The 23312-nt window shown below is 73.0% G+C and carries 21 protein-coding genes; 9 read left to right on the plus strand and 12 right to left on the minus strand.

Annotated features, from left to right (window positions below):
• Positions 1-72 precede the first annotated feature (72 nt).
• Positions 73-648: a hypoxanthine phosphoribosyltransferase gene (gene hpt / locus KBX71_RS10540; RefSeq protein ID WP_210817758.1), complete on the minus strand. Its 576-nt coding sequence runs from the start codon at positions 646-648 to the stop codon at positions 73-75.
• Positions 649-748: 100 nt separating this feature from the next.
• A complete protein-coding gene (locus KBX71_RS10545; protein WP_210817824.1) occupies positions 749-994 on the minus strand; it encodes a hypothetical protein in 246 nt (81 codons plus the stop codon).
• Positions 995-1036: 42 nt separating this feature from the next.
• Here KBX71_RS10545 and KBX71_RS10550 point away from each other — a divergent pair, with 42 nt between their 5' ends.
• On the plus strand, positions 1037-1999 hold the full coding sequence (locus KBX71_RS10550; RefSeq protein WP_203121473.1) for a GlxA family transcriptional regulator: 963 nt from the start codon (positions 1037-1039) through the stop codon (positions 1997-1999).
• A 9-nt stretch (positions 2000-2008) separates the two neighbouring features.
• Here KBX71_RS10550 and tilS read toward each other — a convergent pair whose 3' ends face one another.
• From tilS to dacB, 3 genes are all read right to left on the minus strand, one after another.
• Positions 2009-3001: a tRNA lysidine(34) synthetase TilS gene (tilS, locus tag KBX71_RS10555; RefSeq protein WP_210817759.1), complete on the minus strand. Its 993-nt coding sequence runs from the start codon at positions 2999-3001 to the stop codon at positions 2009-2011.
• A gap of 10 nt (positions 3002-3011) precedes the next feature.
• Complete coding sequence (locus KBX71_RS10560) at positions 3012-4082, minus strand: zinc-dependent metalloprotease (RefSeq protein ID WP_196929159.1); 1071 nt, start codon at positions 4080-4082, stop codon at positions 3012-3014.
• A 92-nt stretch (positions 4083-4174) separates the two neighbouring features.
• Positions 4175-5665, minus strand: coding sequence for a D-alanyl-D-alanine carboxypeptidase/D-alanyl-D-alanine-endopeptidase (dacB, locus tag KBX71_RS10565; protein ID WP_374102595.1), 1491 nt, complete (start codon positions 5663-5665; stop codon positions 4175-4177).
• A 512-nt stretch (positions 5666-6177) separates the two neighbouring features.
• Here dacB and KBX71_RS10570 point away from each other — a divergent pair.
• On the plus strand, positions 6178-6684 hold the full coding sequence (locus KBX71_RS10570) for an inorganic diphosphatase (protein ID WP_091403280.1): 507 nt from the start codon (positions 6178-6180) through the stop codon (positions 6682-6684).
• 31 nt (positions 6685-6715) lie between these two features.
• Here the strand turns inward: KBX71_RS10570 and eccD are convergent, their stop codons facing one another.
• Positions 6716-8119: a type VII secretion integral membrane protein EccD gene (gene eccD, locus KBX71_RS10575; RefSeq protein ID WP_210817760.1), complete on the minus strand. Its 1404-nt coding sequence runs from the start codon at positions 8117-8119 to the stop codon at positions 6716-6718.
• A 101-nt stretch (positions 8120-8220) separates the two neighbouring features.
• Between eccD and eccCa the strand changes: the two genes are divergently transcribed.
• The 4 genes from eccCa to KBX71_RS10595 all read left to right on the plus strand — a co-directional run bounded on the left by eccCa (position 8221) and on the right by KBX71_RS10595 (position 15208).
• Complete coding sequence (eccCa, locus tag KBX71_RS10580; RefSeq protein ID WP_210817761.1) at positions 8221-12204, plus strand: type VII secretion protein EccCa; 3984 nt, start codon at positions 8221-8223, stop codon at positions 12202-12204.
• A 74-nt stretch (positions 12205-12278) separates the two neighbouring features.
• Entirely contained in the window at positions 12279-13619 is a 1341-nt protein-coding gene (gene mycP, locus KBX71_RS10585) for a type VII secretion-associated serine protease mycosin (RefSeq protein ID WP_210817762.1), read from the plus strand.
• A 52-nt stretch (positions 13620-13671) separates the two neighbouring features.
• On the plus strand, positions 13672-14463 hold the full coding sequence (locus KBX71_RS10590) for a phosphatase PAP2 family protein (protein WP_210817763.1): 792 nt from the start codon (positions 13672-13674) through the stop codon (positions 14461-14463).
• A gap of 37 nt (positions 14464-14500) precedes the next feature.
• Positions 14501-15208 carry a phosphatase PAP2 family protein gene (locus KBX71_RS10595; RefSeq protein WP_210817764.1) on the plus strand — a complete coding sequence of 236 codons (708 nt, stop codon included), beginning with the start codon at positions 14501-14503 and terminating at the stop codon, positions 15206-15208.
• Between the two features lie 19 nt (positions 15209-15227).
• On the opposite strand, the gene KBX71_RS10600 is transcribed toward KBX71_RS10595, so the two are convergent.
• The 6 genes from KBX71_RS10600 to KBX71_RS10625 all read right to left on the minus strand — a co-directional run bounded on the left by KBX71_RS10600 (position 15228) and on the right by KBX71_RS10625 (position 20536).
• Positions 15228-16406 (minus strand): MarP family serine protease, encoded by a 1179-nt coding sequence (locus KBX71_RS10600; protein ID WP_124817194.1) that lies wholly within the window; start codon positions 16404-16406, stop codon positions 15228-15230.
• 63 nt (positions 16407-16469) lie between these two features.
• Positions 16470-17162, minus strand: coding sequence for a CoA pyrophosphatase (locus tag KBX71_RS10605; RefSeq protein WP_210817765.1), 693 nt, complete (start codon positions 17160-17162; stop codon positions 16470-16472).
• The gene (locus KBX71_RS10610) at positions 17159-17812 is read right to left on the minus strand and encodes a TlpA disulfide reductase family protein (RefSeq protein ID WP_210817766.1); all 654 of its coding nucleotides are present in this window, start codon (positions 17810-17812) and stop codon (positions 17159-17161) included. The genes KBX71_RS10605 and KBX71_RS10610 overlap by 4 nt, the downstream gene beginning before the upstream one ends.
• On the minus strand, positions 17809-18606 hold the full coding sequence (gene nth, locus KBX71_RS10615; protein WP_247683276.1) for an endonuclease III: 798 nt from the start codon (positions 18604-18606) through the stop codon (positions 17809-17811). Before nth ends, KBX71_RS10610 begins: the two co-directional genes overlap by 4 nt.
• 32 nt (positions 18607-18638) lie before the next feature.
• Positions 18639-19817 carry a CapA family protein gene (locus KBX71_RS10620; protein WP_210817768.1) on the minus strand — a complete coding sequence of 393 codons (1179 nt, stop codon included), beginning with the start codon at positions 19815-19817 and terminating at the stop codon, positions 18639-18641.
• 11 nt (positions 19818-19828) lie between these two features.
• Entirely contained in the window at positions 19829-20536 is a 708-nt protein-coding gene (locus tag KBX71_RS10625; protein ID WP_210817769.1) for an adenosylcobinamide amidohydrolase, read from the minus strand.
• Between the two features lie 143 nt (positions 20537-20679).
• Here KBX71_RS10625 and KBX71_RS10630 point away from each other — a divergent pair, with 143 nt between their 5' ends.
• The 3 genes from KBX71_RS10630 to KBX71_RS10640 all read left to right on the plus strand — a co-directional run bounded on the left by KBX71_RS10630 (position 20680) and on the right by KBX71_RS10640 (position 23286).
• Positions 20680-21357, plus strand: a complete 678-nt coding sequence (locus tag KBX71_RS10630) for a Crp/Fnr family transcriptional regulator (RefSeq protein WP_007466162.1) — start codon at positions 20680-20682, stop codon at positions 21355-21357.
• Positions 21358-21477: 120 nt separating this feature from the next.
• On the plus strand, positions 21478-22221 hold the full coding sequence (locus KBX71_RS10635) for a metallophosphoesterase (RefSeq protein ID WP_210817770.1): 744 nt from the start codon (positions 21478-21480) through the stop codon (positions 22219-22221).
• Between the two features lie 459 nt (positions 22222-22680).
• Positions 22681-23286, plus strand: a complete 606-nt coding sequence (locus KBX71_RS10640) for a TetR/AcrR family transcriptional regulator (protein ID WP_210817771.1) — start codon at positions 22681-22683, stop codon at positions 23284-23286.
• Positions 23287-23312: the final 26 nt, after the last annotated feature.

Here is a 23312-nt window from a genome sequence, read left to right on the forward strand (position 1 = left end):
CGGCTTGATGAGTACCGATGCGAGTTGGGCTCATGCCGGCCGGCGGGCCGCCCAACGGGGTCGGGTCGGTCGTCAGGAGCGGGCGTAGACCTCGGGCTTGAGCACCCCGACGTAGGGCAGCTCCCGATAGCGCTCAGCGAAGTCGAGGCCGTACCCGACCACGAACTCGGTGGGGATGTCGAAGCCGACGTACTTCACCGGGACCGGCACCTTCACCGCGTCCGGCTTGCGGAACAGGGCGACCACCTCGACGCTCGCCGCCGAGCGCGACTCGAGGTAGCGCAGCAGCCAGGAGAGCGTGAGCCCGGAGTCGACGATGTCCTCGACGACGATCACGTGCCGACCGGCGATGTCCCGGTCCAGGTCCTTGAGGATGCGGACCACCCCGGAGGAGGTGGTGCCCTGTCCGTAGGACGAGATGGCCATGAAGTCGAGCTCCGCCGGGGGGCCGTTGCGGCCCAGCGCCCGGGCGAAGTCCGCCATGAACATCACCGCGCCCTTGAGTACGCACACCAGCAGCAGCCCGTCGCCCACGTGGGCGTAGTCGGCGGAGACCTGCTTGGCCAGCTCCGCCGTCTTCTCGCGGATCTGCGCCTCAGAAATGATCACGTGGTCGATGTCGGCGTCGTACCAGGAGCCGTCAGCCATGACTCCTAGCCTGCCGTACGTCGGATGGCCTCCGTCGGCGGGGCCGCACCTTTTGGCGCGGTCCCGCCAAGGATTTTCTGCGCAAACGAGGCTAATCACGTCAGTTGGTGCGTGACCGCCAGCGGCGGCCGTCGTCGGTGGGCTTCCAGTCGGCCGAATCGTGACTGTCGACGGTGAGGCCGGCCGCCGAGGCGGCGACGAGCAGGACGAGGAACAGGAGGAAGACGAGGAACTCCATGGCGGCGCTCACTTTCGCATGATTGCTGTCGGTTTCGCCGCCGGTGCGCACCGGACTGAGACCAGTCTGCGACCTCACGAAGCGATCGGACAGTGGCAGGAATGCCATTGGTCATCGATTTACTGCCACCTGTCGGGTTACCCTCGTCACATGCTGCGGTCCGTTGCCGTCCTCGCCCTCGACCAGGTCGCCCCCTTCGAGCTCGGCGTACTCGCCGAGGTGTTCGGCACCGACCGGACGGCCGACGGTTTTCCCGCCTACCGCTTCCAGGTGTGCAGCCCGGACGGCGCTCCCGTGCGTACCTCGTCCGGCTTCCACCTCACCCCACACGCGGACCTCGGCCCGGTCGACGAGGCCGACCTGGTGGCCATCCCCGCGCACAGCCAGGGCACCACCGTCCCCGGCCCGGTTCTCGACGCGCTACGCCGGGCCGACGCCCGCGGAGCACACCTGTTCAGCGTCTGCTCCGGCGCCTTCCTGCTCGGCGAGGCCGGGCTGCTCGACGACCGCGAGTGCACGACCCACTGGCGGTACGTGGACGAGCTGCAACGTCGGCACCCGCGCGCCCGGGTGCGGTGCAACTCGCTCTACGTCCAGGACGGCCGGCTGCTCACCAGCGCCGGCACGGCGGCGGGCATCGACGCGTGCCTGCACCTGATCCGCCAGGAGCACGGCTCGGCCACCGCGACCCGGCTGGCCCGGCGGATGGTGGTCCCGCCGCACCGCGACGGCGGTCAGTCCCAGTACGTCGAGGCGCCCATCCCGAAGGCGCCCGAGGCACCCACCCTCGAACCGGTGCTGGAGTGGCTGATGGGTCACCTGGACCGGACGATCACGGTGGAGGAGTTGGCAGCCCGCGCCGGCATGGCGCCTCGCACGTTCGCCCGCCGGTTCCGTGCCGAGACCGGCACCACCCCGCACGACTGGCTCACCAACCAGCGGGTGCTGCTCGCCCGGCGGCTGCTGGAGGAGACCCCGTTGAGCGTGGAGGCGGTCGCCGACCAGTCCGGCTTCGGCGACGCGGCCGCGCTGCGCCACCACTTCAGCCGCCGGGTCGGCGCCACCCCCCACAGCTACCGGACGACCTTCCGGGACCGGGCGCACAGCGGCTGACCAGAGGGCTCAACCGGGGACGACGGGGGCCAACAGGTCGGCCCGGCGGAGCACCCGGACACCCCCGGGCAGGTCGGCCGGACCCTGACCGTGCCAATCGGTGACCAGGGCGTCCAGAGCGGCGACGTGCCGATGGGACAGGGCACCGGGTAGCGCGCCCAGCTCGCGGGCCCAGGAGTGCAGCACCCGTCCGCGTACGGCGGGGACCAGGCCGAGCAGCACCGGTACGGACAGCCCTCCGTCGGGACACCGGGCCACCGCGAGCGCCGTCCCGGCCAACTCGTCGAGCGCGGCGTTGTCGGCAGCCACCAACCGGGCGGTACGCGCGAGGTTGTCGACCACGCCGGGTCCGAGCGCCCGCACCAGCGCCGGCAGCAGGTCGGCCCGCACCCTCGACCGGGCGTACGACGGGTCGGTGTTGTGCGGGTCCTGCCACGGGCTGAGCCCGAGCACCGCGCAGGCGGCACGCGTCTGCTCCCGGCTGATCTCCAGCAGGGGGCGCAGCAGCGGCACCCCGCCCAGATCGCGTCGGGCGGGCATCCCGGCCAGCCCTCGTGGGCCGGCGCCCCGGGCGAGCGCGAGCAGCACCGTCTCCGCCTGGTCGTCGCGGGTGTGCCCGGTGAGCACCGCGACCGCGTTCTGCTGTCGGGCCACCTCGGCCAACGCCTGGTAGCGGGCCTCGCGGGCGGCTGCCTCCGGCCCGCCGGGACGCCCGGCCACCTCCACCCGGACCACCGTGGCCGATGCGAAACCGACTTCCCGACCCCAGGTGGCCACCGCCTCCGCGCGCTCCGCGGAGCCGTCCTGCAAGCCGTGGTCGACGCTGACGAGCACCGTGGCGCGGCCCAGCCGGGGCGCCACGAACACGGTGGCCGACGCGAGCGCGAGCGAGTCGGCGCCACCGGAACAGGCGACCAGCACCGGACCGCCGGACGGCAGACCGGTCAGGGCACGGCGTACCGCCACCCGGATCGCGGCCACCGGCGGAGCGAGCGCGGCCACCGGCGGGGGGTCAGCCAGCGGCCGGGATGGTGCCGGCCGGGCCGTGCACCCGGGCGACCCAGGCGTCCGGGTCGCCCAACTCGGACAGTCGAGGCAGGGTCAGCGGCGAGTTGAAGATCGAGTTGAAACCGTCCATGCCGACGCGTTCCACCACGCCGTGCACGAACTTGCGCCCCTCGGCGTACTGGCGCATCTTGACGTCCACCCCGAGCAGCCGGCGGATCGCCTTCTCCAGCGGGTTTCCCGTCTCCCGGCGTCGGTTGAACGACGCCCGGATCCGCTCCACGCTCGGGATCACCTGCGGGCCGACGCCGTCCATCACGAACTCGGCGTGCCCCTCCAGCAGGGTCATCAACGCGGTGAGCCGGTCCAGTACGGCCCGCTGCGCCGGGGTCTGCACGATGTCCAGCACGCTGGTGCGGCTCTCCGGGTCACGGACCGCCTCGGACAACGTGGCCACCCCGCGCCGCAACCGCTCGACCAGGTGCTCGCTCCCGCTGGACGAGGCGTCCACGAACGCCTGCACCTCGCTGAGGAAGTAGGCCCGCATCCACGGCACGGCCGTGAACTGGGTGCGGTGGGTGACCTCGTGCAGACACACCCAGAGCCGGAAATCCCGAGGGTCGGCGCCGAGCTTGCGCTCCACCTCGACGATGTTCGGTGCGACAAGCAGCAACTGGCCCGGGTCAGCCGAGAAGACCTCGTACTGGCCGAGCACCCGGCCGGAGAGGTAGGCCAGCACCGTGCCGGCCTGCACACCGGTCAGCCGGGACCCGATCGCCTCGGTCAACGCGCCCGCCTGCTTGTCGCCGGAGAGCCGACTCATCAGCGGAGTGATCACCTCGCGGAGCCCAGCGATGTTGGTCGCTGCCCAGTCGCGGCGATCGACCACCCGGACCGGCGGATGCGACACCTGCGCCCGCAGCCCCGTGTAGTCGGCCACGTGCCCGGCCGCCTCGTCGGTCAGCCGGCGCAGGTCGCCGACGACGTCACTGGCTTCGGCGTACGACACGCGGGGGCCAGACTTGCTCAACGCCCCCGCTGTGGCGGCGGCCAGATCCCAGTCCACGAACTGCGCCATGGACCCACCGTACCCGCGCCGCGACACCCCGGCCCGGGCTCGCGCCCTCGATCGACTCCGATGGCGACCGCGGCACCCCGGACCGGCGACGGTCAGCCGCAGCCGCAGCCGGCCAGCGCGGCGGCGATCCGGTCCAGCGCCGGCTGGGCGGTGTCCCGGTCACCCGGCACCTTGTCGGTGAGCACCGCGAAGGTCAACAGCCGACCATCGGCGGTGGTGACCAGGCCCGCGATGGAGTGCACGCCGGTCAGGGTGCCGGTCTTGGCCCGGACGCTGCCCGCGCCCGCGGCGGTGCCCGGTGTGTTGCGGTAGCGCTCGTTCAGGGTTCCGGACCAGCCGCCCACCGGCAGACCACCGAAGACCCCGGCCAGCTCCGGATGGTCCGGACTCGCGGCCAAGCGGATCAGATCGGTCAGCAGCGACGGGCTGATCCGGTTGAGCCGGGACAGGCCGCTGCCGTCGGAGACGCTGATCTCGTCGGCGGGCAGGCCCAGCTCCGCCACCTCGGCGTCCATGGCGGCGGCGCCGCCGTCGAACGAGGCGGGCTGACCGCGGGCCAACGCGACCTGCCGGGCGAGCGCCTCGGCCACCAGGTTGTCGCTCTCGCTGATCATGACGTCGACCAGCCGGATCAGCGGCGGAGACTGCACCACGCCCAGTTCGGTACCCGGTGCCGGGCTGGCACCGGTCGCCGCCTGAGGCGGGGCCGCGCCCCGCTTCACGGAGTCGGTCGGCACCCCGAGCAACCGGGCGAACGCCTTGCCGGCGGCCAGGTCCGGCTCGGCGAACCGCGGGGCGGACCCGTGCTCGACGCCCGGGTCGGTACGCGCGCCGTCGGTCATCAACGCGGTCACCGCGCCCCCCGAACCGCCGGTGGGGATGTCGTCGTCCCAGCCAGGGCCGTAGACCGGGCCGGAGTAGACCGAACCGTCGACCGTGACACTGGTCGGGGGCGTGCCGCCGAGCGCGGCACGCACCTGGGCGGCCAGGTCGTCGAGGCGCGCCGCACCCGGGTAGTAGCCCTTCTTGTTGATCGCGAGGGTCGGGTCACCACCCCCGACGATCACCACCTCGCCGGCCTTCGCGCCGGCCACCGCACGCGTGGGAATCCGGTAGCCGGACCCCCGGGCCGCCAGCACTGTCACCGCGGTCGCCAGTTTGGTCACCGAGGCGGGGACGGTGCCGTCGTCCGCCCCCTTGGCGAACAGCGTCTGACCGGTGATCACGTCGGCGACCGAGACGTTCACCCGGCCACCCAGCGTGGCGACGCCGACCAGTGGATCGAGCGCGGCACGGACCCCGTCCGGGCTGGGCACCGGGGCGTTCGAATCCGGGCCGGCCAGCACGTCCGACGGGGCGGGATCTTGGGTCACGCCGGCCGCGTTGGGCCCGGACCCGGCGTCGTCGCCCAGCCACCCGGCGACCGGGCCGGGACGGATGATCACGACTCCGACGCTGACGAGCACCAGCAGGAGCACGGAGGCCAGCACCAGCACCAGCGGCAGTCGTCTCCGGCGGCGCGGCGCGGCGGGCGCGGGCGCGGAGTCGGCCGGTGCCGGCAGCGCGGAGATCGGCGGGCCCAGCGGGGGGACCCCGCCGGGGCCGGGGGTGACCGGCCCGGGGCCGAACGACGGGCTGACCGGCGCGGGGCTGACCGGGACCGTGGCACTGCCGCGCGGCGGACCGCTCACCGGCCGTTCACCGCCGACTCCCGGGAAGTGGCCGGTGTTCGGAGTGGGCGACGCCGAACCGGCCGGTGGGCGCCAGGGCAGCGGCGGGGGCCGCTCGGGCACCGTCTCCGGTGCCGGGGTCGATGGTTCGGGAGCCCGCGGGAGGTGCGCCTCCGGCACCGGGACCCGCCCCTTGGCACTGCCGGAGCCGGATCGTCCGGTACCGTGCGCGGAGCCACCGTCCGGGCGGTAGTGTGAATCTTCCCTCCCCACGACCCCCTCCTCCCCCAGCGAAAATCGGCTTGGGTGACACTACTTCGGTCCGAAGACTATGCGGCGGCCGGAGTCGGCGGGTGGGCATTCACCTGTCCGGGGGGCCGCCAGTGGTTCCGTTAGCCAGCGTGGGCAGACGAGGGAGCGTGCAGATGGATTTCGACGTGACGGTTGAGATCCCCAAGGGTCACCGGAACAAGTACGAGGTGGACCACAAGACCGGCCGGATCCGGTTGGACCGCACCCTCTTCACCTCCACCCAGTACCCGGCCGACTACGGGTTCATCGAGGGCACGCTGGGCGAGGACGGCGACCCGCTGGACGCCCTCGTGCTGGTCCCCGAGCCGACCTTCCCGGGCTGTCTGATCCGCTGCCGCACCATCGGCATGTTCCGGATGACCGACGAGAAGGGCGGGGACGACAAGGTCCTCTGCGTTCCCTACGAGGACCCCCGCCAGGAGCACCTGCGCGACATCCACCACCTGGGCGAGTTCGACCGCCTGGAGATCCAGCACTTCTTCGAGGTGTACAAGGACCTGGAGCCCGGCAAGTCGGTGGAGGGCGCGACCTGGGTCGGCCGCACCGAGGCCGAGGCCGAGATCCACGCCTCCTACCAGCGGGCCAGGGACGCCGAGGCGCGCGGCGAATCCATGCACTGACGACTGCTGACGCACCGGGCCCGAGGGTCGCTCAACCGAGCAGCCCTCGGGCCCGGTCGTACAGGTCGAGCACCGCGCAGGCGATCGGCACCACGGCGACCACCAGGGCCGTGTCGGTGAGGTCCGCGACCCTCCCGAGGTACGGCGAGACCGGCCGGCGGGCGTACCCGGTGCCGCTGGCGGCCGTCACCAGGGCCAGCGCGGCCCCACCGAGGACCAGCACCAACCGCCCGGTCTCGTCGGCCCGACCGACCAGCACCGCACCCAGCACCGCGTAGCCGGCCAGCCCGGCGAGCACCGTCGGCACCCGGTGTCGCAGCGCCACGAACAGCCGCGACCGCAGCAGCAGCACGGCCGACGTGACAGCCACCAGCACCCGCCCGGCAGTGCCACCGGCAACCATGAGTACGACGGCGGTGGCCACCGCCAGCAGGGCGTGGCCGATCAGCATCCCGGTGAGCATCTCCTCGGTGCGGATCACCGCGGCGTGCACCCGGCCCCGGTCCGGCAGATCCCGGACCCGCTCCGGCTCCTCCGCCGGGGTGGAGGTCGGCAGGTTGATCGGCGGCAGGGGCAGCTTGCCCAGCCGGATGGCCAGCAGGGGGATCACGCCGACGGCGAAGACCAGTGCGCTGAGCAGCACCGCCGCCGTACCGGCAGTGGTCATCAGCAGCCCACCGAGCGCGGCCCCCGCGCCGACCAGGCCGACAGTGACACCGGCCACGAAGACCCGCAGCCGGCTGGCCACCCCGAGCAGACCGATCAGGGCCACCAGCAGCAGCGCGACCGAGCCGGCCAGCAGTTCGGGAGCGCCCACCCAGCGGACCGGCCCGAACGGCCCGACCGGGTCGCCGGAGCCGACCGCCAGGGCGCCGGCCGTGAACGCGTAGGGCAGCGCGTAACCGCCGAGCGTCGCCCCGGCGGCGCCGTCGCCGTTGGCGCGGGAGGCCACCGTCCCGGCCACTGTGAGCACCAGCGCCACCGCGACGGCCACCAGCCAACCGGCCCGGTGCGTCGGGCCACCGGCGAGCAGCGCGAGCAGTCCGACCGCGAGCGGTACGGCGGCACCGGCCAGACCGGCTGCCCGGGTGGCGGTGGGCGACCAGGCGCCGCCGCGGCGGCGAGCACCGTCGGCGATCGCCTCGATGACGTCGTCGTACTCCAACTCGGGCCAGTGCGCGCGGGCCGGCACGAGGTGCAGGACCTCACCGTCGCGGACCCCCTGCGGCAGCAGCGCCTGTGCCGTCACCAGCAACGCCCCGTCGGTGCGGCGGAGCACCCAGCCGCCGTGCTGCTCGCCGTCGTCGGCCAGCCCGACACCGGCGTGCCGGAGCACGTCGGGCAGCAGTTCGGCCAGGGGCACCTGCTCCGGCAGGGCGACGTCCACCCGTCGTTGCGGCGCGCTGATGGTGACGCGTGCCAGCCCGGTAGTCATCGACTGATCTCCATATCGACTGGGATCGGAGGCTGCGCGGACGACAGGACTTTACCTACCATGAGCCAGGCTCGGGTTACCCAGCGCTGTCAGGAGGCCGAGTGTCCACAGTCGTCATCAAGCGCCCGCCGCGCCGACCAGCACCGGGGATCCCCGCCGGTGAGCTGCCGGTCGAGGCACCGCCGGAGATTCCCGTCGTGACCGGCGGACGGTGGCAGCAGATGCTCATGCTGCTGCCCATGCTCGGCGGCACGGTGGCGATGGCGATGATGTTCGGCCGGGGCGGCGGCGCCTACTCGTACGTGGTGGGCGGCATGTTCGGGCTCTCCTCGCTGGCGATGCTCGTGACGTCCTGGGGTAGCGCCTCCGGCACCCCGAAGAAGTCCGAGATGATGGCCGCCCGGCGGGAGTACCTGCGCCACCTGGCCACGCTGCGGCGGCGGGTCCGGCGGACCGCGGGCCAGCAACGGGCCGGGCTCTACTACCGGCACCCGGATCCGGGTCGGCTCTGGTCGACGGTGGACAGCCACCGGGTCTGGGAGCGGCGCCCCGCCGACCCGGATTTCGCTGTGGTGCGGGTCGCCGTCGGGCCACAGACCCTGGCCACCCCACTCGTACCACCGGTCACCCGGCCGCTGGAGGAGCTTGAGCCGATGACCGCCGGCGCGCTTCGCCGCTTCCTGGACGCGTACTCCGTGGTGCCGGACCTGCCGGTGGCGCTGTCGCTGCGCAGCTTCGCCCGGGTGCACGTGCGTCCCGCCGGCCGCGGTCGGGCGACCACCCCGACCACCGGCGGGCCACCCACCGGCGACCCGGCGGCGCAGGCGCTGGTCCGGGCCGTACTGACCCAGCTGGCGGTCTTCCACGCCCCCGACGAGCTGCTCGTCGCGGTCTGCGCCGGGCCGGAGCGCCGCGCCTGCTGGGAGTGGGTGAAGTGGCTCCCGCACGCTCACCATCCCGGCCGGACCGACGCGCTCGGCCCGGTACGGCTGGTCACCAGCTCCGCCGCCGAACTGGAGGCGCTGCTGGCCGACGTGCTGGCCACCCGGTCCCGGTTCAGCCCGGCCGGCGCAGCCACCGACGGCCCGCACGTGGTGGTGGTCCTCGACGGCGGCGACCTGACCGGCGCCAGTGACCTGACCGGCGACGGCGGCATCGACGCGGTCACCGTGCTGGACCTGGACACCCCGCCGCCCCGACTGCTGGACCGGTACGCGCTGCTGCTGGAGTTGCACGGCCGGCGGCTGCACTCATGGTCGTCGGACGGGCACGCCGAGGTGGGCACCGCCGACCAGTTGGACCTGGCCGACGCCGAGGCGGTCGCCCGACGGTTGGCGCCGCTGCGGCTCGCCGGCACGGCCCGCGGGCCGGACGCCCCGCTCCAGGCCGACCTGGGCCTTCCCGAGCTGCTCGGTCTCGGTGACCCGGAGAGCTTTACGGCGGAACAGGGCTGGCTGCCGCGCTCGGCCCGGGACCGGTTGCGGGTGCCGATCGGGGTGGGCGCGGACGGCGGCGCCATCGAGCTGGACCTCAAGGAGTCCGCTCAGGACGGCATGGGCCCACACGGCCTGCTGATCGGGGCGACCGGCTCCGGCAAGTCCGAGCTGCTCCGCACGCTGGTGCTGGGGCTCGCCGCCACGCACAGCTCCGAGCAGCTCAACCTCGTGCTCGTCGACTTCAAGGGTGGCGCCACCTTCACCTCGTTCGACCGGCTGCCGCACACCGCGGCCGTGATCACCAACCTGGCCGACGCGTTACCCCTGGTCGATCGCATGGTGGACGCGATCAACGGGGAGCTGGTCCGCCGCCAGGAGTTGCTGCGGCGGGCGGGCAACTTCGCCAGCGTGCGCGACTACGAGCGGGCCCGGGCGGCCGGCAGCCCTCTCGCACCGCTGCCGTCGCTGCTGCTGATCTGCGACGAGTTCTCGGAACTGCTCTCCGCCAAGCCCGACTTCATCGACCTGTTCGTGCAGATCGGCCGGCTGGGCCGGTCGCTCGGCGTGCACCTGCTGCTCGCCAGCCAGCGGCTGGAGGAGGGCCGCCTCCGCGGGTTGGACACCCACCTCTCGTACCGGATCGGGTTGCGCACCTTCTCGGCGCTGGAGTCCCGGACGGTGCTCGGCGTGGCGGACGCGCACGAGCTGCCCCGCTCGCCGGGCCACGGCTACCTGCGCGCCGGCACCGACCCGCTGGCCCGTTTCAAGGCCGCGTACGTCTCCGGTGCCGTGCGCCGTCGGGCCGCGTCGGGCGGCGTCGCCGCCGAGGGGGGCGCGCGGTTGCTCACCTTCACCACCCACGTCGTACCGGTACCCGAGCCGACGGCCCCGGTCGTGCCCGTCGTGGCGGAGGAGGAGGGCGGTAAGACACTGCTCGACCTGCTGGTGGACCGGCTCGTCGGGCAGGGCCCGCCGGCGCACCAGGTCTGGCTTCCGCCGCTCGGCCAGCCGCCGGCCCTGGACGAGCTGCTCGGTCCGGTCGAGGTGCACCCGAGGCGCGGGCTCACAGTGGGCAACCCGGAGCTGCACGGCGCGCTCGGCGTGCCGATGGCGGTCGTGGACAAACCCTTGGAGCAGCGCCGGGACCTGCTCTGGCTGGCGCTGGACGGCGCTGCCGGGCACGTCGCTGTGGTCGGTGCGCCACAGAGCGGCAAGTCCACCGCCCTGCGCACGCTGATCTGCGCGCTGGCGCTCACCCACACACCGGCCGAGGTGCAGGTCTACTGCCTCGACTTCGGTGGCGGCGGGCTGGCCGCGCTGCGCGACCTTCCGCACGTGGGTGGGGTGACCGGCCGCGCCGACCCGACCGCCGTACGGCGCACCGTCGGCGAGATGACCACCCTGCTGGTCGACCGGGAACGCCGCTTCGCCGAGTTGGGCGTGGAGTCGATGGCCGCGTACCGGCAGCGCCGAGCGACGGCGGGGACGGCAGGTCAACCGGGCGCCGACCCGTACGGCGACGTGTTCCTGGTGATCGACGGGTGGAGCACCATCCGGGGCGAGTACGACGACCTGGAGCCGCTCGTCACCGATCTGGCCACCCGGGGTCTGTCGTACGGGCTGCACGTGGTCGCCACCGCGCTGCGCTGGCTGGATTTCCGCCCGGCGATCCGGGATCTGTTCGGTTCCCGGCTGGAGCTGCGCCTCGGTGACCCGGCGGACTCGTTGGTGGCCCGACGTGCGGCCGCGAACGTGCCGGAGCGCTCCGGCCGCGGGGTGACAGCGGAGGGCCTGCACTTCCTCACCGCGCTGCCTCAGCTCGGTGCCGCCGGCGGGGACACCGCCGATCTGGTCAAGAGGGCAGCCGACGGGTGGGCGGGTCCTCCGGCGCCCCGGGTACGACTGCTCCCGCCGGTGCTGCCGTACGCCGATCTGGACCTCACCTCGACGACCGGGCTGCGGCTGCCGATCGGGATCGCGGAGGCGGACCTGCGCCCGGTGCTGCTCGACTTCGCCAGCGAGCCGCACTTCGTGGTCTTCGGGGACTCGGAGTGCGGCAAGTCGTCGTTCCTGCGCGCGCTGGCCACGTCGATCATCACCCGGTTCACTCCCGAGCAGGCCCGGGTGATCCTCGTCGACTACCGGCGCAGCCTGCTCGGCGCCATCGAGACGCCACACCTGATCGGGTACGGCACCGCCGCGGCACACACCGCCGACCTGGTCGAGTCGGCCGCCGGCTACCTGGAGCGGCGGGCCCCCGGGCCGGAGGTCACTCCGCAACAGCTGCGGGACCGGTCCTGGTGGTCCGGGCCGGAGCTGTTCGTGCTGGTGGACGACTACGACCTGGTGGCGACGGGGCCGGCGAACCCGTTGCACGCGCTGGAGGAGCACCTGCCGCACGCCCGGGACATCGGTTTGCACCTGGTACTGGCCCGCCGGTCGGGTGGGGCGGGCCGGGCGCAGTACGAGCCGATCGTGCAGCGGCTGCGGGAGTTGTCCACTTCCGGCCTGGTGATGGCGGGCAGCCCCGAGGAGGGCGCGCTCGTCGGGCCGGTGCGGCCCGGACCGCTGCCGCCGGGGCGTGGTCGGCTGGTCACCCGGCGGGAGGGGGTGCGCCTCGTCCAGCTGGCGCAACTGCCGCCACAATGACCTGACTCGCCGGTTCTTCCCGTGACTGGTGGGGAAACCGGTAATCTCCGATCGTCATGGTTCCGTCGGGATGAATGGCTGGGGATGTGACTGGGGTGCGGTACAGCGGTCCGTCAGCGGCCCGACGAGCGACCGGCCGGGCTCTGCTCGGCCTGGCCGCGGCGCTCGCCGTCGTGGCCCCGACCGCAGCGGGTTTGCCCGTCGCCGCGCCCACGAACGGCGGACAGCTCGCCGGCGCGCCGATGGCGTTCGCTCCCGGTGACACCATCGCCCGCACCGACCAGGTCCGCGACGAGCAGTGGCAGCTCGACGAGTTGCAGGCCGAGACGGCGTGGCGCAGCTCGACCGGGCGGGGCGTGACAGTGGCGGTGGTCGACTCCGGAGTGGACGGCACCCACCCCGACCTGGTCGGCCAGGTGTTGCCCGGCAAGGACCTGGTCGGCCCCGGTGGCGCTCCGGGCCCGGATCCGGTGGGCCACGGCACCACGGTCGCCGGCCTGATCGCCGGGCGCAGCGACGACAAGCGGGGTGTGGTCGGGCTGGCACCGGACGCCCGGATCCTGCCGGTCCGCGTGCTCGACGAGGAGAACCGTTACGACGACGCGCTGATCGTCGCCCAGGGGGTGCGCTGGGCGGTCGACAACGGCGCCCGCGTGATCAACCTGTCGCTGGGCGGCAGCGGCGACAGCCCTGCCCTGGCCGCCGCCCTGGACTACGCGTTCGTCCGGGACGTCGTCGTGGTCGCCTGCACCGGCAACCTGGCCACCTCCAGCGGCACCAAGGTCTGGTACCCGGCTCGGGAGCCGGGTGTGATCGCGGTCGCCGGCCTCGAACGCAGCAGCGACAACCTGTGGTCCGGCTCGATCACCGGTCGGGCGACGGTGCTCACCGCTCCCGCCAGCGGGCTGGTCGGTGCCAAGCCCCCCGGCGGGTACTGGCGGGTGCAGGGCACCAGCTTCGCCGCGCCACTGGTGGCGGCGACCGCCGCGCTGGTCCGGTCCCGCTATCCGCAGATGCCTGCGGGTGAGGTGGTCAACCGGTTGCTGGCCACCGCCCGGGATGTGGGGCCGACCGGGCGGGACGACCGCTTCGGGTACGGGGTGGTCGACCCGGTGGCCGCGTTGACCGCTCAGGTGCCGCCGGTGACCGTCAACCCGCTGGACGACCAGACGTCGCCGGGCGTGACCGGTTTCGGTCCGGCGCCCGGCTCGGTCGACGACGCTCCGGTGGCCGGTGCGGGCAGCGACCCACTCGGTCTCGCCGCATCCGGTCAGCAGAGCCGGTGGACGGCTCGGGCGGCGGGCGGTCAGGACACGTCCGCGCCGGAGCAACTGTGGATCAGCGTCGTGCTGCTCGTCGCTCTGGTCGGCGGTGCGGCGCTGGTGGTCCGTCGCCTCCGCCAGCGAACCCGTTGATCCCGGCCACCCGGCAGGCCTGACCGGCCGCCCGGCCGGGTAGAACGGACCCATGAGTACGCACCGGCCGCCCGTCCTCGCCCGCACCGGCCAGCCGTCCTGGCGGCAGCGCCGATTCGACAGGGATCAGGCGCTGGGGCTGCGGCTCACTCTGGCCGCGACGGCGGCGTTCCTGGTGCTGGTGCCCTTCGCGCTGCTCACACTGCTGGTGCTCGGCACCTGGGCGCCGCTGCACCGGCTGGACGCGGCGGTCACCGACGCCCTGCACGGCTACGCGCAGGACCACCCGGCCTGGGTCGTGCTGATGCGGGTCTGGACCGAGGTGTTCGCACCGATGCCGCTGCGCGCCGTCGCACTGCTCCTGGTGGTCTGGTTGCTGCGTCGGGGCGCCCGCCGCCTGGCCCTCTGGGCGGCCACCACAATTGTCGTCGGCGGTTTAATCGGTCCGCTGCTCAAGCTTTTGGTCGGCCGGGACCGGCCGGAGTTGCTGGACCCGGTGGCCCGTGCCGCCGGCTACTCGTTCCCCTCCGGGCACGCGCTGAACGCCACACTGGCGGCCGGGGTGCTGCTGCTGGTGCTCCTGCCCTACGCCGGACGGGGGGCGGCGCGGGGCGCGCTCTGGGTCGCGGCGGTGCTGCTCACCGTGGTGACCGGGCTGAGCAGGGTGACGCTCGGCGTGCACTTCACCAGCGACGTGGTGGGTGGATGGCTGCTGGGTGTGGCAGTGGTCGCGGCCACCACCGCCGCGTTCACCAGTTGGCGGGCACACACCGGTCTTCGGCCGGTCCGGCCGACCCGCGACGGCGTCGCGCCCGAGATCGAGCGGCACCCGGGAGCGGCCTGAGGAGTGACGACGACGTCGGCCGGGTACTGGCCGACCCATGTCCGAGACCGTGGTCCAGATCGTCCGGCGGGTGCTGCTGCCGGTGTCCCTCCTGCTCGGGCTCATGGTGCTGCTCGGGGTGCTGGTCACCCGGGTGTTCGCCCGGACCTGGCCGTTCACCGTGGAGGACGCGGTGAACCGGGAGTTGGCCGCCGACCGTACCGGCGACTGGAACAACGTCTCGCTGGTGTTCAGCACGCTTGCCAGCACCCAGATGATCGTCGTGGTCACCGTGCTGGTGGCGTTGGCGCTGCGGCTCTGGCTGAAACGCTGGCGTGAGCCGCTGTTCCTGTGCGCGGCGGTGACCGCCCAGGCGCTGGTGTTCCTGCTGACCACGCTGGCGATCGACCGACAGCGGCCGGCGGTGGAGCACATGGACGTTTCGCCACCCACGTCGAGCTTTCCGTCCGGGCACACGTCGGCGGCGGTGGCGCTCTACGTCGGCATCGCCGTGCTGTTGGCGCTGCGGACACGGAGCACCAGCGCGAAGGTCGCCTGGTGGACGCTGCTGCTGATGGTGCCGCTGGGCGTGGCGCTGACCCGGATGTACCGGGGGATGCACCACCCGAGCGACGTGTTGGCGTCCTTCCTCAACGGCGGCACGTGCGTCGCGATCATGGCCCGTGCGGTGCTCGACCGGGGGCTGCGGTGGGGACGGGCGAAACTACCGACCGTCGGGCGTCGCGCCCTGCCAGCTCAGGGCTGAGCTGACCCGGCGGCGACGCTCAGGTGCACTCACCGGTGGCAACCTGCCGGTTGCGTTCGGCCCCGGCCAACGCGACCGGGCGGGCCTCGGCCGCCGTCACCGCGAAGCCGGTGTTCGGGTCGTCGGACGCCGCCGCGAAGATCACGCCGAGCACCAGGCCGTTGGCGGAGAGCAGCGGACCGCCCGAGTTGCCGCTGCGGACCAGCGCCCGAATCGTGTAGATCTCCCGGGTCACGTCGCTGGAGGAGTAGATGTCCGGGCCCTTGATCCGGTCGACGTCCCGAACCCGCGCCGACTGCGCGTTGTAGGGGCCGTCGAGCGGGAAGCCGAGCACGATGGCGTCGGAGCCGCTGCCCGCGTTGCCGGCGGCGAACCGCAGGGACGGCCCGGGCAGCCCGGGCACGAGCAGCACCGCCAGGTCCCGGTTGGGGTCGTAGACCACCACCTTGCCGTCGTACCGCTCGCCGCCCAACTCCACGGAGACCGAGCGGGTGCCTGCCACGACGTGCGCGTTGGTCATCACCCGGTCGTCCGCGTACACGAAGCCGGAACCCTCGATCCGGCGTGAGCAGCTGGGCGCGGAGCCCAGCACCTTGACGACCGACTGCCGACCACTGACCACCACCTGCGAGCCGGCCAGCGCCGGATCCGGCGGGTCGACCTGCCGGGCCCGGGTGGGCGCGAGGTCACCGAAGACGTCCGGGAACCCGTCGGTGTCGACGGTGTCCTCCAACGCCGTGGACAACTGGTTGGCCTTCTCCGGCAGGACCTGGTTGACCACCGTGATCAACGCGCTGTTCCGGACCGAGGCGGCGAGCCAGGGCACCGAGGACGAGCCGAGCGGCACGGCGACCAGCCAGGCGAGCAGGAGCACCGCGAACAGCGAGACGAACGCCCCACCGACGTCGTCGATCCGTTTGCCCACGTCGCTGGTGATCGTCTTGCGCAGGTGTGAGCCGAGCCAACCGGCGAGTGCCTGCCCGACCACCGCCAGCCCGAAGATGGCCACGAGCGAGATCAGCACGCGGGTGCCGGCGTCCACGAACTGTCTGGCGAACAGCGGCCCGAGCTGGAGACCCAGCAGCAGACCGAGGAAGAAGCCGGACAACGACGTGACGCCGATGACGAAACCCTGGCGGTATCCGCTGATCGCGAACACGAGCATGAGCAGCAGCAGGACGAGATCCACGACGGACACGGGTCAAGCGTACGGGCAGTGTGCCCGCCGGATGACCACCGCTTGCGGATGGTGACCGCGCGGTCAGCGCAGGGCGTTCTCGTCAGCGTCGTCGGTGCCGGCGGACGGGGCCGGTGTCGCCCCGGTCGGCGGAAGCTCCACCACCCGGCCGCGCGACCACGGACGGGCCCAGCCGCCCATCTCCAGCAGGGTGGCGAGCACCCCGGCGGTGAAGCCCCAGACGAGCATCCCGCGCGCCGAGAACGCCGGCCCGATCCAGCCGCTCGGATGGCGGACCCGCAGTCGGTTGGCCGGATCGACCAGCTCGCTGACCGGCAGACGGGCGACGTGTGCCACCTCGGCCGGCTCCCGTGGGTGCACCGGGTGCGGGTCGTGCCACCAGGCCAGCACCGGCGTGACCACGAAGTCGCTGACCGGGATCCACAGTTTCGGCAGCTCGGCCAGCACTGTCACGCTGGCCGGGTCGAGGCCCACCTCCTCGTTCGCCTCGCGCAGGGCCGTGGCGCGGACGTCGGCGTCCTCCGGGTCGGCCGCACCGCCGGGGAAGGCGGGCTGACCGGCGTGGTTGCGCAGGGTGGCGGCGCGTTGCAGGACCAGCACGTCGGGGCCCGCGCCGGGCTGCTCGCCGAGCAGCACCAGCACCGCGCTCTCCCGACCGCCCTCGGCCGGGGTGATCAGCCGGGTGAAGTCCTCGGCGCGGGCGGTGCCCAGCCGGGTCAGCAACGGCTCGATCCACTCGGGTGGCCGACGGGTCACGCCGGCACCGCCAGGCCGAGGTGCTGGCGGACCAGCTTGGCGAGGGTGGCGTCGTCGAGAGCGCCGCTGGCGTCGATGTGCCGGACCTGACCATCAGCGGCGACGAAGAGGGTCAGCGGGATGGCGTTGCGCTTCAGCTCACGCTGTAAGGCCTCGCCCTGGTCCACCAGGATCGGGAACCGGACGCCGAAGTCCTCACCGATGGACTGGGCGCCGCTGCGGCTGTCCCGGCTGTTGACCCCGACCACCTGGAGCTGACCTGCGGCCCGCTCGCTGAGGCGTTGGAAAGCGGGCAACTCCTTGCGGCACGGCGGGCACCAGGAGGCCCACACATTGATCACCGCCGGCCCGGCCACCTCCCGCAGCACGACGGGGGCGCCGCCGGTAAAGCAGGAGAGCGTCAGCTCCGGCAGCGCCGACCCGCCAGTGGCGCGGGCCGTCGGGTCGGAGCCCGGCGACGCCGGGGTCGCCGTGCCGGAGCCGGACGACGCGGCCGCGGGCGCCGTGCTCAGCGTGGCGCAGTCCTGGAACGGGGATGGGCGCTCAGCTGCGGCCGGACGCGGTGCCGGATCGTCGTCGACGGTGCCGCTGGTGCACGCGGTGAGGGCCAGCAACAACGGCAGGACGGCGAGGGCGAGGCGGCGGTTCACGGCACCTCCGCAGTGATCGCCTGCGCCGGCACCAGCTCCGGGTCGATCCCGGCGGCAACCGCGAGGTCACGCGCCCGGGGGCCCTTCAGCAGCTTGGCGGCGGCCGCCGGCTCGGTCGGGCCGGTGCCGTACGAGGGGCAGAGCTTCGCGAGGGTGCACGCGCCACAGGCCGGCTTGCGGGCGTGGCAGACCCGTCGACCGTGGAAGATGATCCGGTGCGAGAGCATGGTCCAGTCGCGCTTGTCGTACAGCGCGCCGATCGCGTGCTCGATCTTGACCGGGTCGGTTTCGGTGGTCAGCCGCCACCTGTTGACCAGTCGCTGGAAGTGCGTGTCGACGGTGATGCCCGGGACGTCGAAGGCGTTGCCGAGGATCACGTTGGCGGTCTTGCGGCCGATGCCGGGGAGCGTCACCAGGTCGACGAGCCGGCCCGGGACCTGGCCGTCGTACCGGTCGAGGAGGGCCTGACCGAGCTTGAGCAGCGAGTCGGTCTTGTTGCGGTAGAAGCCGGTGGGCCGGATCAGCTCCTCCATCTCGCCCCGGTCGGCGCCGGCGTACGCGGCAGCGCTCGGGTAGCGGGCGAAGAGCTTCGGGGTGACCTCGTTGACCTTCTTGTCCGTGCACTGCGCGGACAGGATCGTGGCGACGGCCAACTCCAGAGCGTTGGAGTGGTCCAGCTCACAATGCGCGTCGGGGTGCGTCTCGGTCAGCACCCGGCCGATCTTGCGGGCACGGCGTTTGCGCCCGAGATCGGTCTCGCTGACACCGGCAGGGCTACTGGTCACGACGGTCAGCCTACGTCGCACCCCGGACGGTCCTCCTCGGGTCAGCCGGCGGCCGGCGGCGAGATCTTCCCCTGCCCGTCGAGGCGAGCGCCGCCCTTCGGGAAGTCGGCGCGGCTCAACTCGGTGACCAGACCCAGACCCCGGTCGTCCGGGTCCATCGTCGGCTTGCCGGCGGAGTTCATGTACGTCGAGGTGAACGAGCCGCCGGCCCAGCTGCCGTCCGGCTTGAGCGACACCTTCAGCACCCCGCCCCAGCCGAGGCGACCGTCGTTGCTCAGCGAGTTGCCGCCGCCGGCGAAGTTGCCCAGGCTGTACGCGATCAGGCGCCCCTTGTAGAACTCCATCCCGCGCAGCACGTGCGGGCCGTGCCCGACGATCAGGTCGGCGCCAGCGTCGATCATGGCGTGCGAGAACTTCACCGGGTCGCCCCGGTTCTCGCCCAGGAACATCTCGGTGCCCGGCTTCACCCGGGTCTTGTCGGCACCCTCGCCGCCCATGTGCACCTGCACCACGACCAGGTCGGCCATGGTGGCGGCCTTGGCGACCACCGCCTTCGCCTTGGCGATGTCGACGAGGCTGTTGGACCAGACGTACGACGAGAAGCCGGCGACGGCGACCTTGACGCCCTTGACGTCGACCACGGTGATCTCGTTCGGTGCGCCGGTGTGCTCCAGGTCGTACTTCTTCAGCGCCTTCTGGGTGTTCTCGTAGCCCTTGGGCCCGTAGTCGTAGCCGTGGTTGTTGGCCTGGTTGAGCACGTCGAAGCCGGCGTCGCGCAGGTGCGCGGCGTACTCCGGCGGGGCCCGGAACTGGAAGCAACGGGTGGAGTTGGCCCCGCACTTGCCGGTGCCGGTGTCGACGGTCAGCGGCTCCTCCAGGTTGCCCATCACCAGGTCGGCCTTGAGCGCCTCGGTGACCGAGTTGAAGAAGCCCTTACCGCCGCCGGCGGGCAGCCGACTGGGCGCGTTGCCCATGATGATGTCGCCGGTGGCGGAGAGCGAGATCGCGCCACCCGGACCGGAAGCTGCGGGCCCGGTGGCCTTCGGGCCGGCCGTGGACACCGGAGCGCCGGTGCCACCACCTCCCGCGCCGGGCTGCCAGACGGGCGCCTCTCCACCGGGGTCGGCGCAGCCGGCCACGAGGAGGGCGGCCAGCAGCGCGGCGAGGCCGAGGGCGACGCGGCGGCGCGGGCGGGACGCGAGGGGGGCGGGAGCATACATCGCCCGCGACCCTACCGGTCGTTAAACGCGCTAACGACAGCCGATCGGGTGGACTTTGCGCCCCTGACCTGCTCGGACCATGGCACGACCGACCGGGCGCCACCGGCGAGCACCGCTGCGTGCACCGCTCGGGCGAGCGGGGCGCCCCAGGTGGAGCGCGGGCCGCCGTACGCCGCCTCCGGCCCGACCGCCGGGCAGAGCACTGTGACCGCGTCGGTGGGCGTGCCGGTCCCCGGCATCCCCAGCTCGGTGATCGCCTGGGTCTTCGCCTCGGTCGCGGTCGCCACCGCGTTGACCAGTGCCGAGTCGGCGAGCCGGGCCGGCACGTACACCACGATGTTGACAGTGCCGACCCGTTGGGCGAGCGCGGCCGGCGTCGGCGCGGCCGCGGGCACCGGCGTGCCGAGCCCGACCGTCGCCCAGGCCCGCACCCCGGTGTCGGTCCGCGCCACCACCTCGGTCACGTCGACACCGGTCAGCAGACCAACCCCGGGCCCGTCGAGGGCCAGCTCAGCGGCGAGCGAGGCCAGGTGCGCCGCCGGGTCCTCCCGGTCGTACGACATCGATACTGTCGCGTTCAGTACCCACCGCCGGACCCCGATGCCACCGCCCAGCGGGCCGCTGCTGACCGCCCGTAGTGGCGCGCCCGCGCGCCAGACGAGCAGCGGAACGTGCCGCCCGTCCTCGGCGCGGCTGGTCAGAATCGGCTCGCTCAGCACGTCGGGCAGGTTACGCCCACCGATCAAGATTCCAGGGGCGACCTCTGATTCATGCTCACGTGCGCCTAGACTTGGCGGCGCGCGAGGGGATCAGCGGACGGCGGCCCCGGCCGACGGACGGCACGCGCAACCGGAGGTGCGCAATGGACGAGGTACTGGCCCGCAGCGGGATCTTCCAGGGTGTTGACCCGGAAGCTGCCGAGGCGCTTGCCAAGGAGATGGAGACGATCGAAGTCCGCAAGGGCGAGATCGTCTTCAATGAGGGCGAGCCCGGTGACAGCCTCTACATCCTGCTGTCCGGGAAGATCAAGGTTGGTCGCCGCGCAGCGGACGGCCGACAGAACCTGATCGCGGTGATGGGGCCGTCGGACATGGTCGGTGAGCTGTCGCTCTTCGACCCGGGTCCGCGTACGGCGACCGCCACCGCGGTTACCGACACCCGGCTGGTGCGGCTGCGTAAGCAGGCGCTGCGGCCGTGGCTCAACAACCGCCCGGAGATCGCCGAGCAGTTGCTCCGGGTGCTCGCCCGGCGGCTGCGCCGGACCAACGACTCGCTCGCCGACCTGATCTTCACGGACGTGCCGGGCCGGGTCGCCAAGAACCTGCTCCAGATGGCGGGCCGCTTCGGCACCCGCGACGGCGGCGTTCTGCGGGTGACCCACGACCTCACCCAGGAGGAGATCGCCCAGCTCGTCGGCGCCTCCCGGGAGACCGTCAACAAGGCGCTTGCCGACTTCGCCTCGCGCGGCTGGCTGCGCCTGGACGGCAAGAGCATCATCATCCTGGACCCGGAGCGCCTGGCCCGTCGCGCCCGCGTCTGACGTCTGAGCAGCACGAAACGTCCCCGCCTGCCGCCACCAACAGCAGGCGGGGACGTTTGCCATGTCTGCCCGACGCAGAATCGCTGGCCCGGGTGCGGTGTCAGCGGTGAGGGTGGGGCCATGGTGAACCGTGTTGCCGTGCTCTCCGACATCCATGGCGTCCTGCCGGCGCTGGAGGCTGTACTGGCCGAGCCGGACGTCGCCGCCGCCGATCTGATCGTGCTCACCGGTGACATCGCCGCGGGCCCGCAACCGGTCGAGGTGCTGGACGTGCTCGCCGGCCTGGGCGACCGGGTGTGCTGGGTCGGCGGCAACGCCGATCGCGAGCTGGTCGAGGCCCGGACCGGCCGCCCCGCGTCGATCGAGGTGTCGAACTGGGCCGCCGGGCAGCTGCGCGACGACCAGGTCGCCCGGCTCGCCGCGCTGCCGGCGACGGTGACGCTGGAGGTCGACGGCCTCGGGCCGACGCTGTTCTGCCACGCGACGCCCCGCGATGACGAGGAGGTCGTGCTCGTCGACTCCCGGATGGCGCGCTGGGCCGAGGTGTTCGATGGTCTTCCCGCCGAGGTCTCCACCGTGGTCTGCGGCCACACGCACATGCCCTTCACCCGGCTGGTCGATCGGCGTCTGGTGGTCAACCCGGGCAGCATCGGCATGCCGTACGGGGGTGTGGGCGCGTGGTGGGCGCTGCTCGGGTCGGGCGTCCAGCTGCGCCGCACCGCCTTCGACGTGGACGCGGCCTGCGCCCGGGTGGCGACGGAGTCGACCTTTCCCGACGCCGCCGCCTGGGCCGACGAGTACCTGCGCTCCCAGCACAGCGACGCCGACGCGCTGACCGCCTTCGGCCCCCGCGACGGCCGCTGAGCGAGCGGTCGGACGGCCGCTGAGCGAGCGGTCGGACCGCCACTGAGCCGGCGGTCCGAGCGCGACTGGGCGGCAGTCCGAGCACCGCTGGGCCGGGAGCCGGGATATGGGTCGGGAAGCCTTTGGAGCTGAATCGTTTGCGGCATCAGCCGCAGGTGATCGGCGGGCGAGTTCGACGGGTGCGGCCAGCGGGTGCGGCCAGCGGGTGCGGCCAGCGGGTGCGGCCAGCGGGTGCGGCCAGCGGGTGCGGCCAGCGGGTGCGCGGTCGACGGCAAGGTCGACGGCAAGGTCGAGGGGCGATTCGTTTGTGACATCAGCTCCAAAGCGAGACCAACGCACCCGAGCCACCTCGTGCGCCCGCCACACCATCGCGAGTCCACCCGCCGCGCCCACCCGAGGGACATGGGCCTGAAAAAAGTCAGTCTTGACTGTTTGTTTCGTAGGCCCCAGGCTGTCCCCGTGCCCACCACATCGACGCGTGTCCCTCAGCAGGAACGCAGCCGCGCCACCCAGGCCCGGCTGCTGGAGGCGACCGTCGACTGCCTGATCGAGCACGGCTGGTCCGGCACCACGACCACCGTCGTCGCGGCGCGGGCCGGTGTTTCGCGTGGGGCGCAGCTGCACCACTACCCGACGAAGGCAGCGCTGGTGACGGCCGCCGTGGCCCATCTGGCCGAGCGACGGGCCGACGAGTTGCGCACCGAGGCCGAGGCGCTGCCGGCTGGGCCACAACGGTTGGACCGGGTCGTCGACCTGCTCGCCGTGGCGTTCACCGGGCCGCTGTTCGTGGCCGCACTGGAACTCTGGGTCGCCGCCCGCACCGATCGGGAGCTCCGGGACGCGCTGGTGCCGCTGGAGGCGACGGTCGGGCGGGAGATGCACCGGCTCACCGTCGCCCTGCTCGGTGTCGACGAGCGTCGACCCGGTGTCCGCGAAGCGGTGCAGGCCACGCTCGACCTGCTCCGCGGGCTCGGGGTGGCCAACCTGCTCAGCGACGACTCCGCCCGCCGGGCCGCCCTGTTGACCACCTGGAAGCGCCAGCTCGCCACCCTGCTCACGCCCTGACCGCCGGCCGCACCGGCCACCACCGA

Origin of the sequence: Micromonospora sp. D93 (genome assembly GCF_018070365.1) — a bacterium.
In the GTDB taxonomy this organism is placed as follows: domain Bacteria; phylum Actinomycetota; class Actinomycetes; order Mycobacteriales; family Micromonosporaceae; genus Micromonospora; species Micromonospora ureilytica.

What these genes read in the sequence shown, in the direction of transcription:
- hpt (WP_210817758.1), bottom strand. Translation starts at nt 648, where the DNA reads ATGGCTGACGGCTCCTGGTACGACGCCGACATCGACCACGTGATCATT.
- KBX71_RS10545 (WP_210817824.1), bottom strand. Translation starts at nt 994, where the DNA reads ATGGCATTCCTGCCACTGTCCGATCGCTTCGTGAGGTCGCAGACTGGT.
- KBX71_RS10550 (WP_203121473.1), top strand. Translation starts at nt 1,037, where the DNA reads ATGCTGCGGTCCGTTGCCGTCCTCGCCCTCGACCAGGTCGCCCCCTTC.
- KBX71_RS10560 (WP_196929159.1), bottom strand. Translation starts at nt 4,082, where the DNA reads ATGGCGCAGTTCGTGGACTGGGATCTGGCCGCCGCCACAGCGGGGGCG.
- KBX71_RS10570 (WP_091403280.1), top strand. Translation starts at nt 6,178, where the DNA reads ATGGATTTCGACGTGACGGTTGAGATCCCCAAGGGTCACCGGAACAAG.
- eccD (WP_210817760.1), bottom strand. Translation starts at nt 8,119, where the DNA reads ATGACTACCGGGCTGGCACGCGTCACCATCAGCGCGCCGCAACGACGG.
- mycP (WP_210817762.1), top strand. Translation starts at nt 12,279, where the DNA reads ATGGCTGGGGATGTGACTGGGGTGCGGTACAGCGGTCCGTCAGCGGCC.
- KBX71_RS10590 (WP_210817763.1), top strand. Translation starts at nt 13,672, where the DNA reads ATGAGTACGCACCGGCCGCCCGTCCTCGCCCGCACCGGCCAGCCGTCC.
- KBX71_RS10595 (WP_210817764.1), top strand. Translation starts at nt 14,501, where the DNA reads ATGTCCGAGACCGTGGTCCAGATCGTCCGGCGGGTGCTGCTGCCGGTG.
- KBX71_RS10620 (WP_210817768.1), bottom strand. Translation starts at nt 19,817, where the DNA reads ATGTATGCTCCCGCCCCCCTCGCGTCCCGCCCGCGCCGCCGCGTCGCC.
- KBX71_RS10630 (WP_007466162.1), top strand. Translation starts at nt 20,680, where the DNA reads ATGGACGAGGTACTGGCCCGCAGCGGGATCTTCCAGGGTGTTGACCCG.
- KBX71_RS10635 (WP_210817770.1), top strand. Translation starts at nt 21,478, where the DNA reads ATGGTGAACCGTGTTGCCGTGCTCTCCGACATCCATGGCGTCCTGCCG.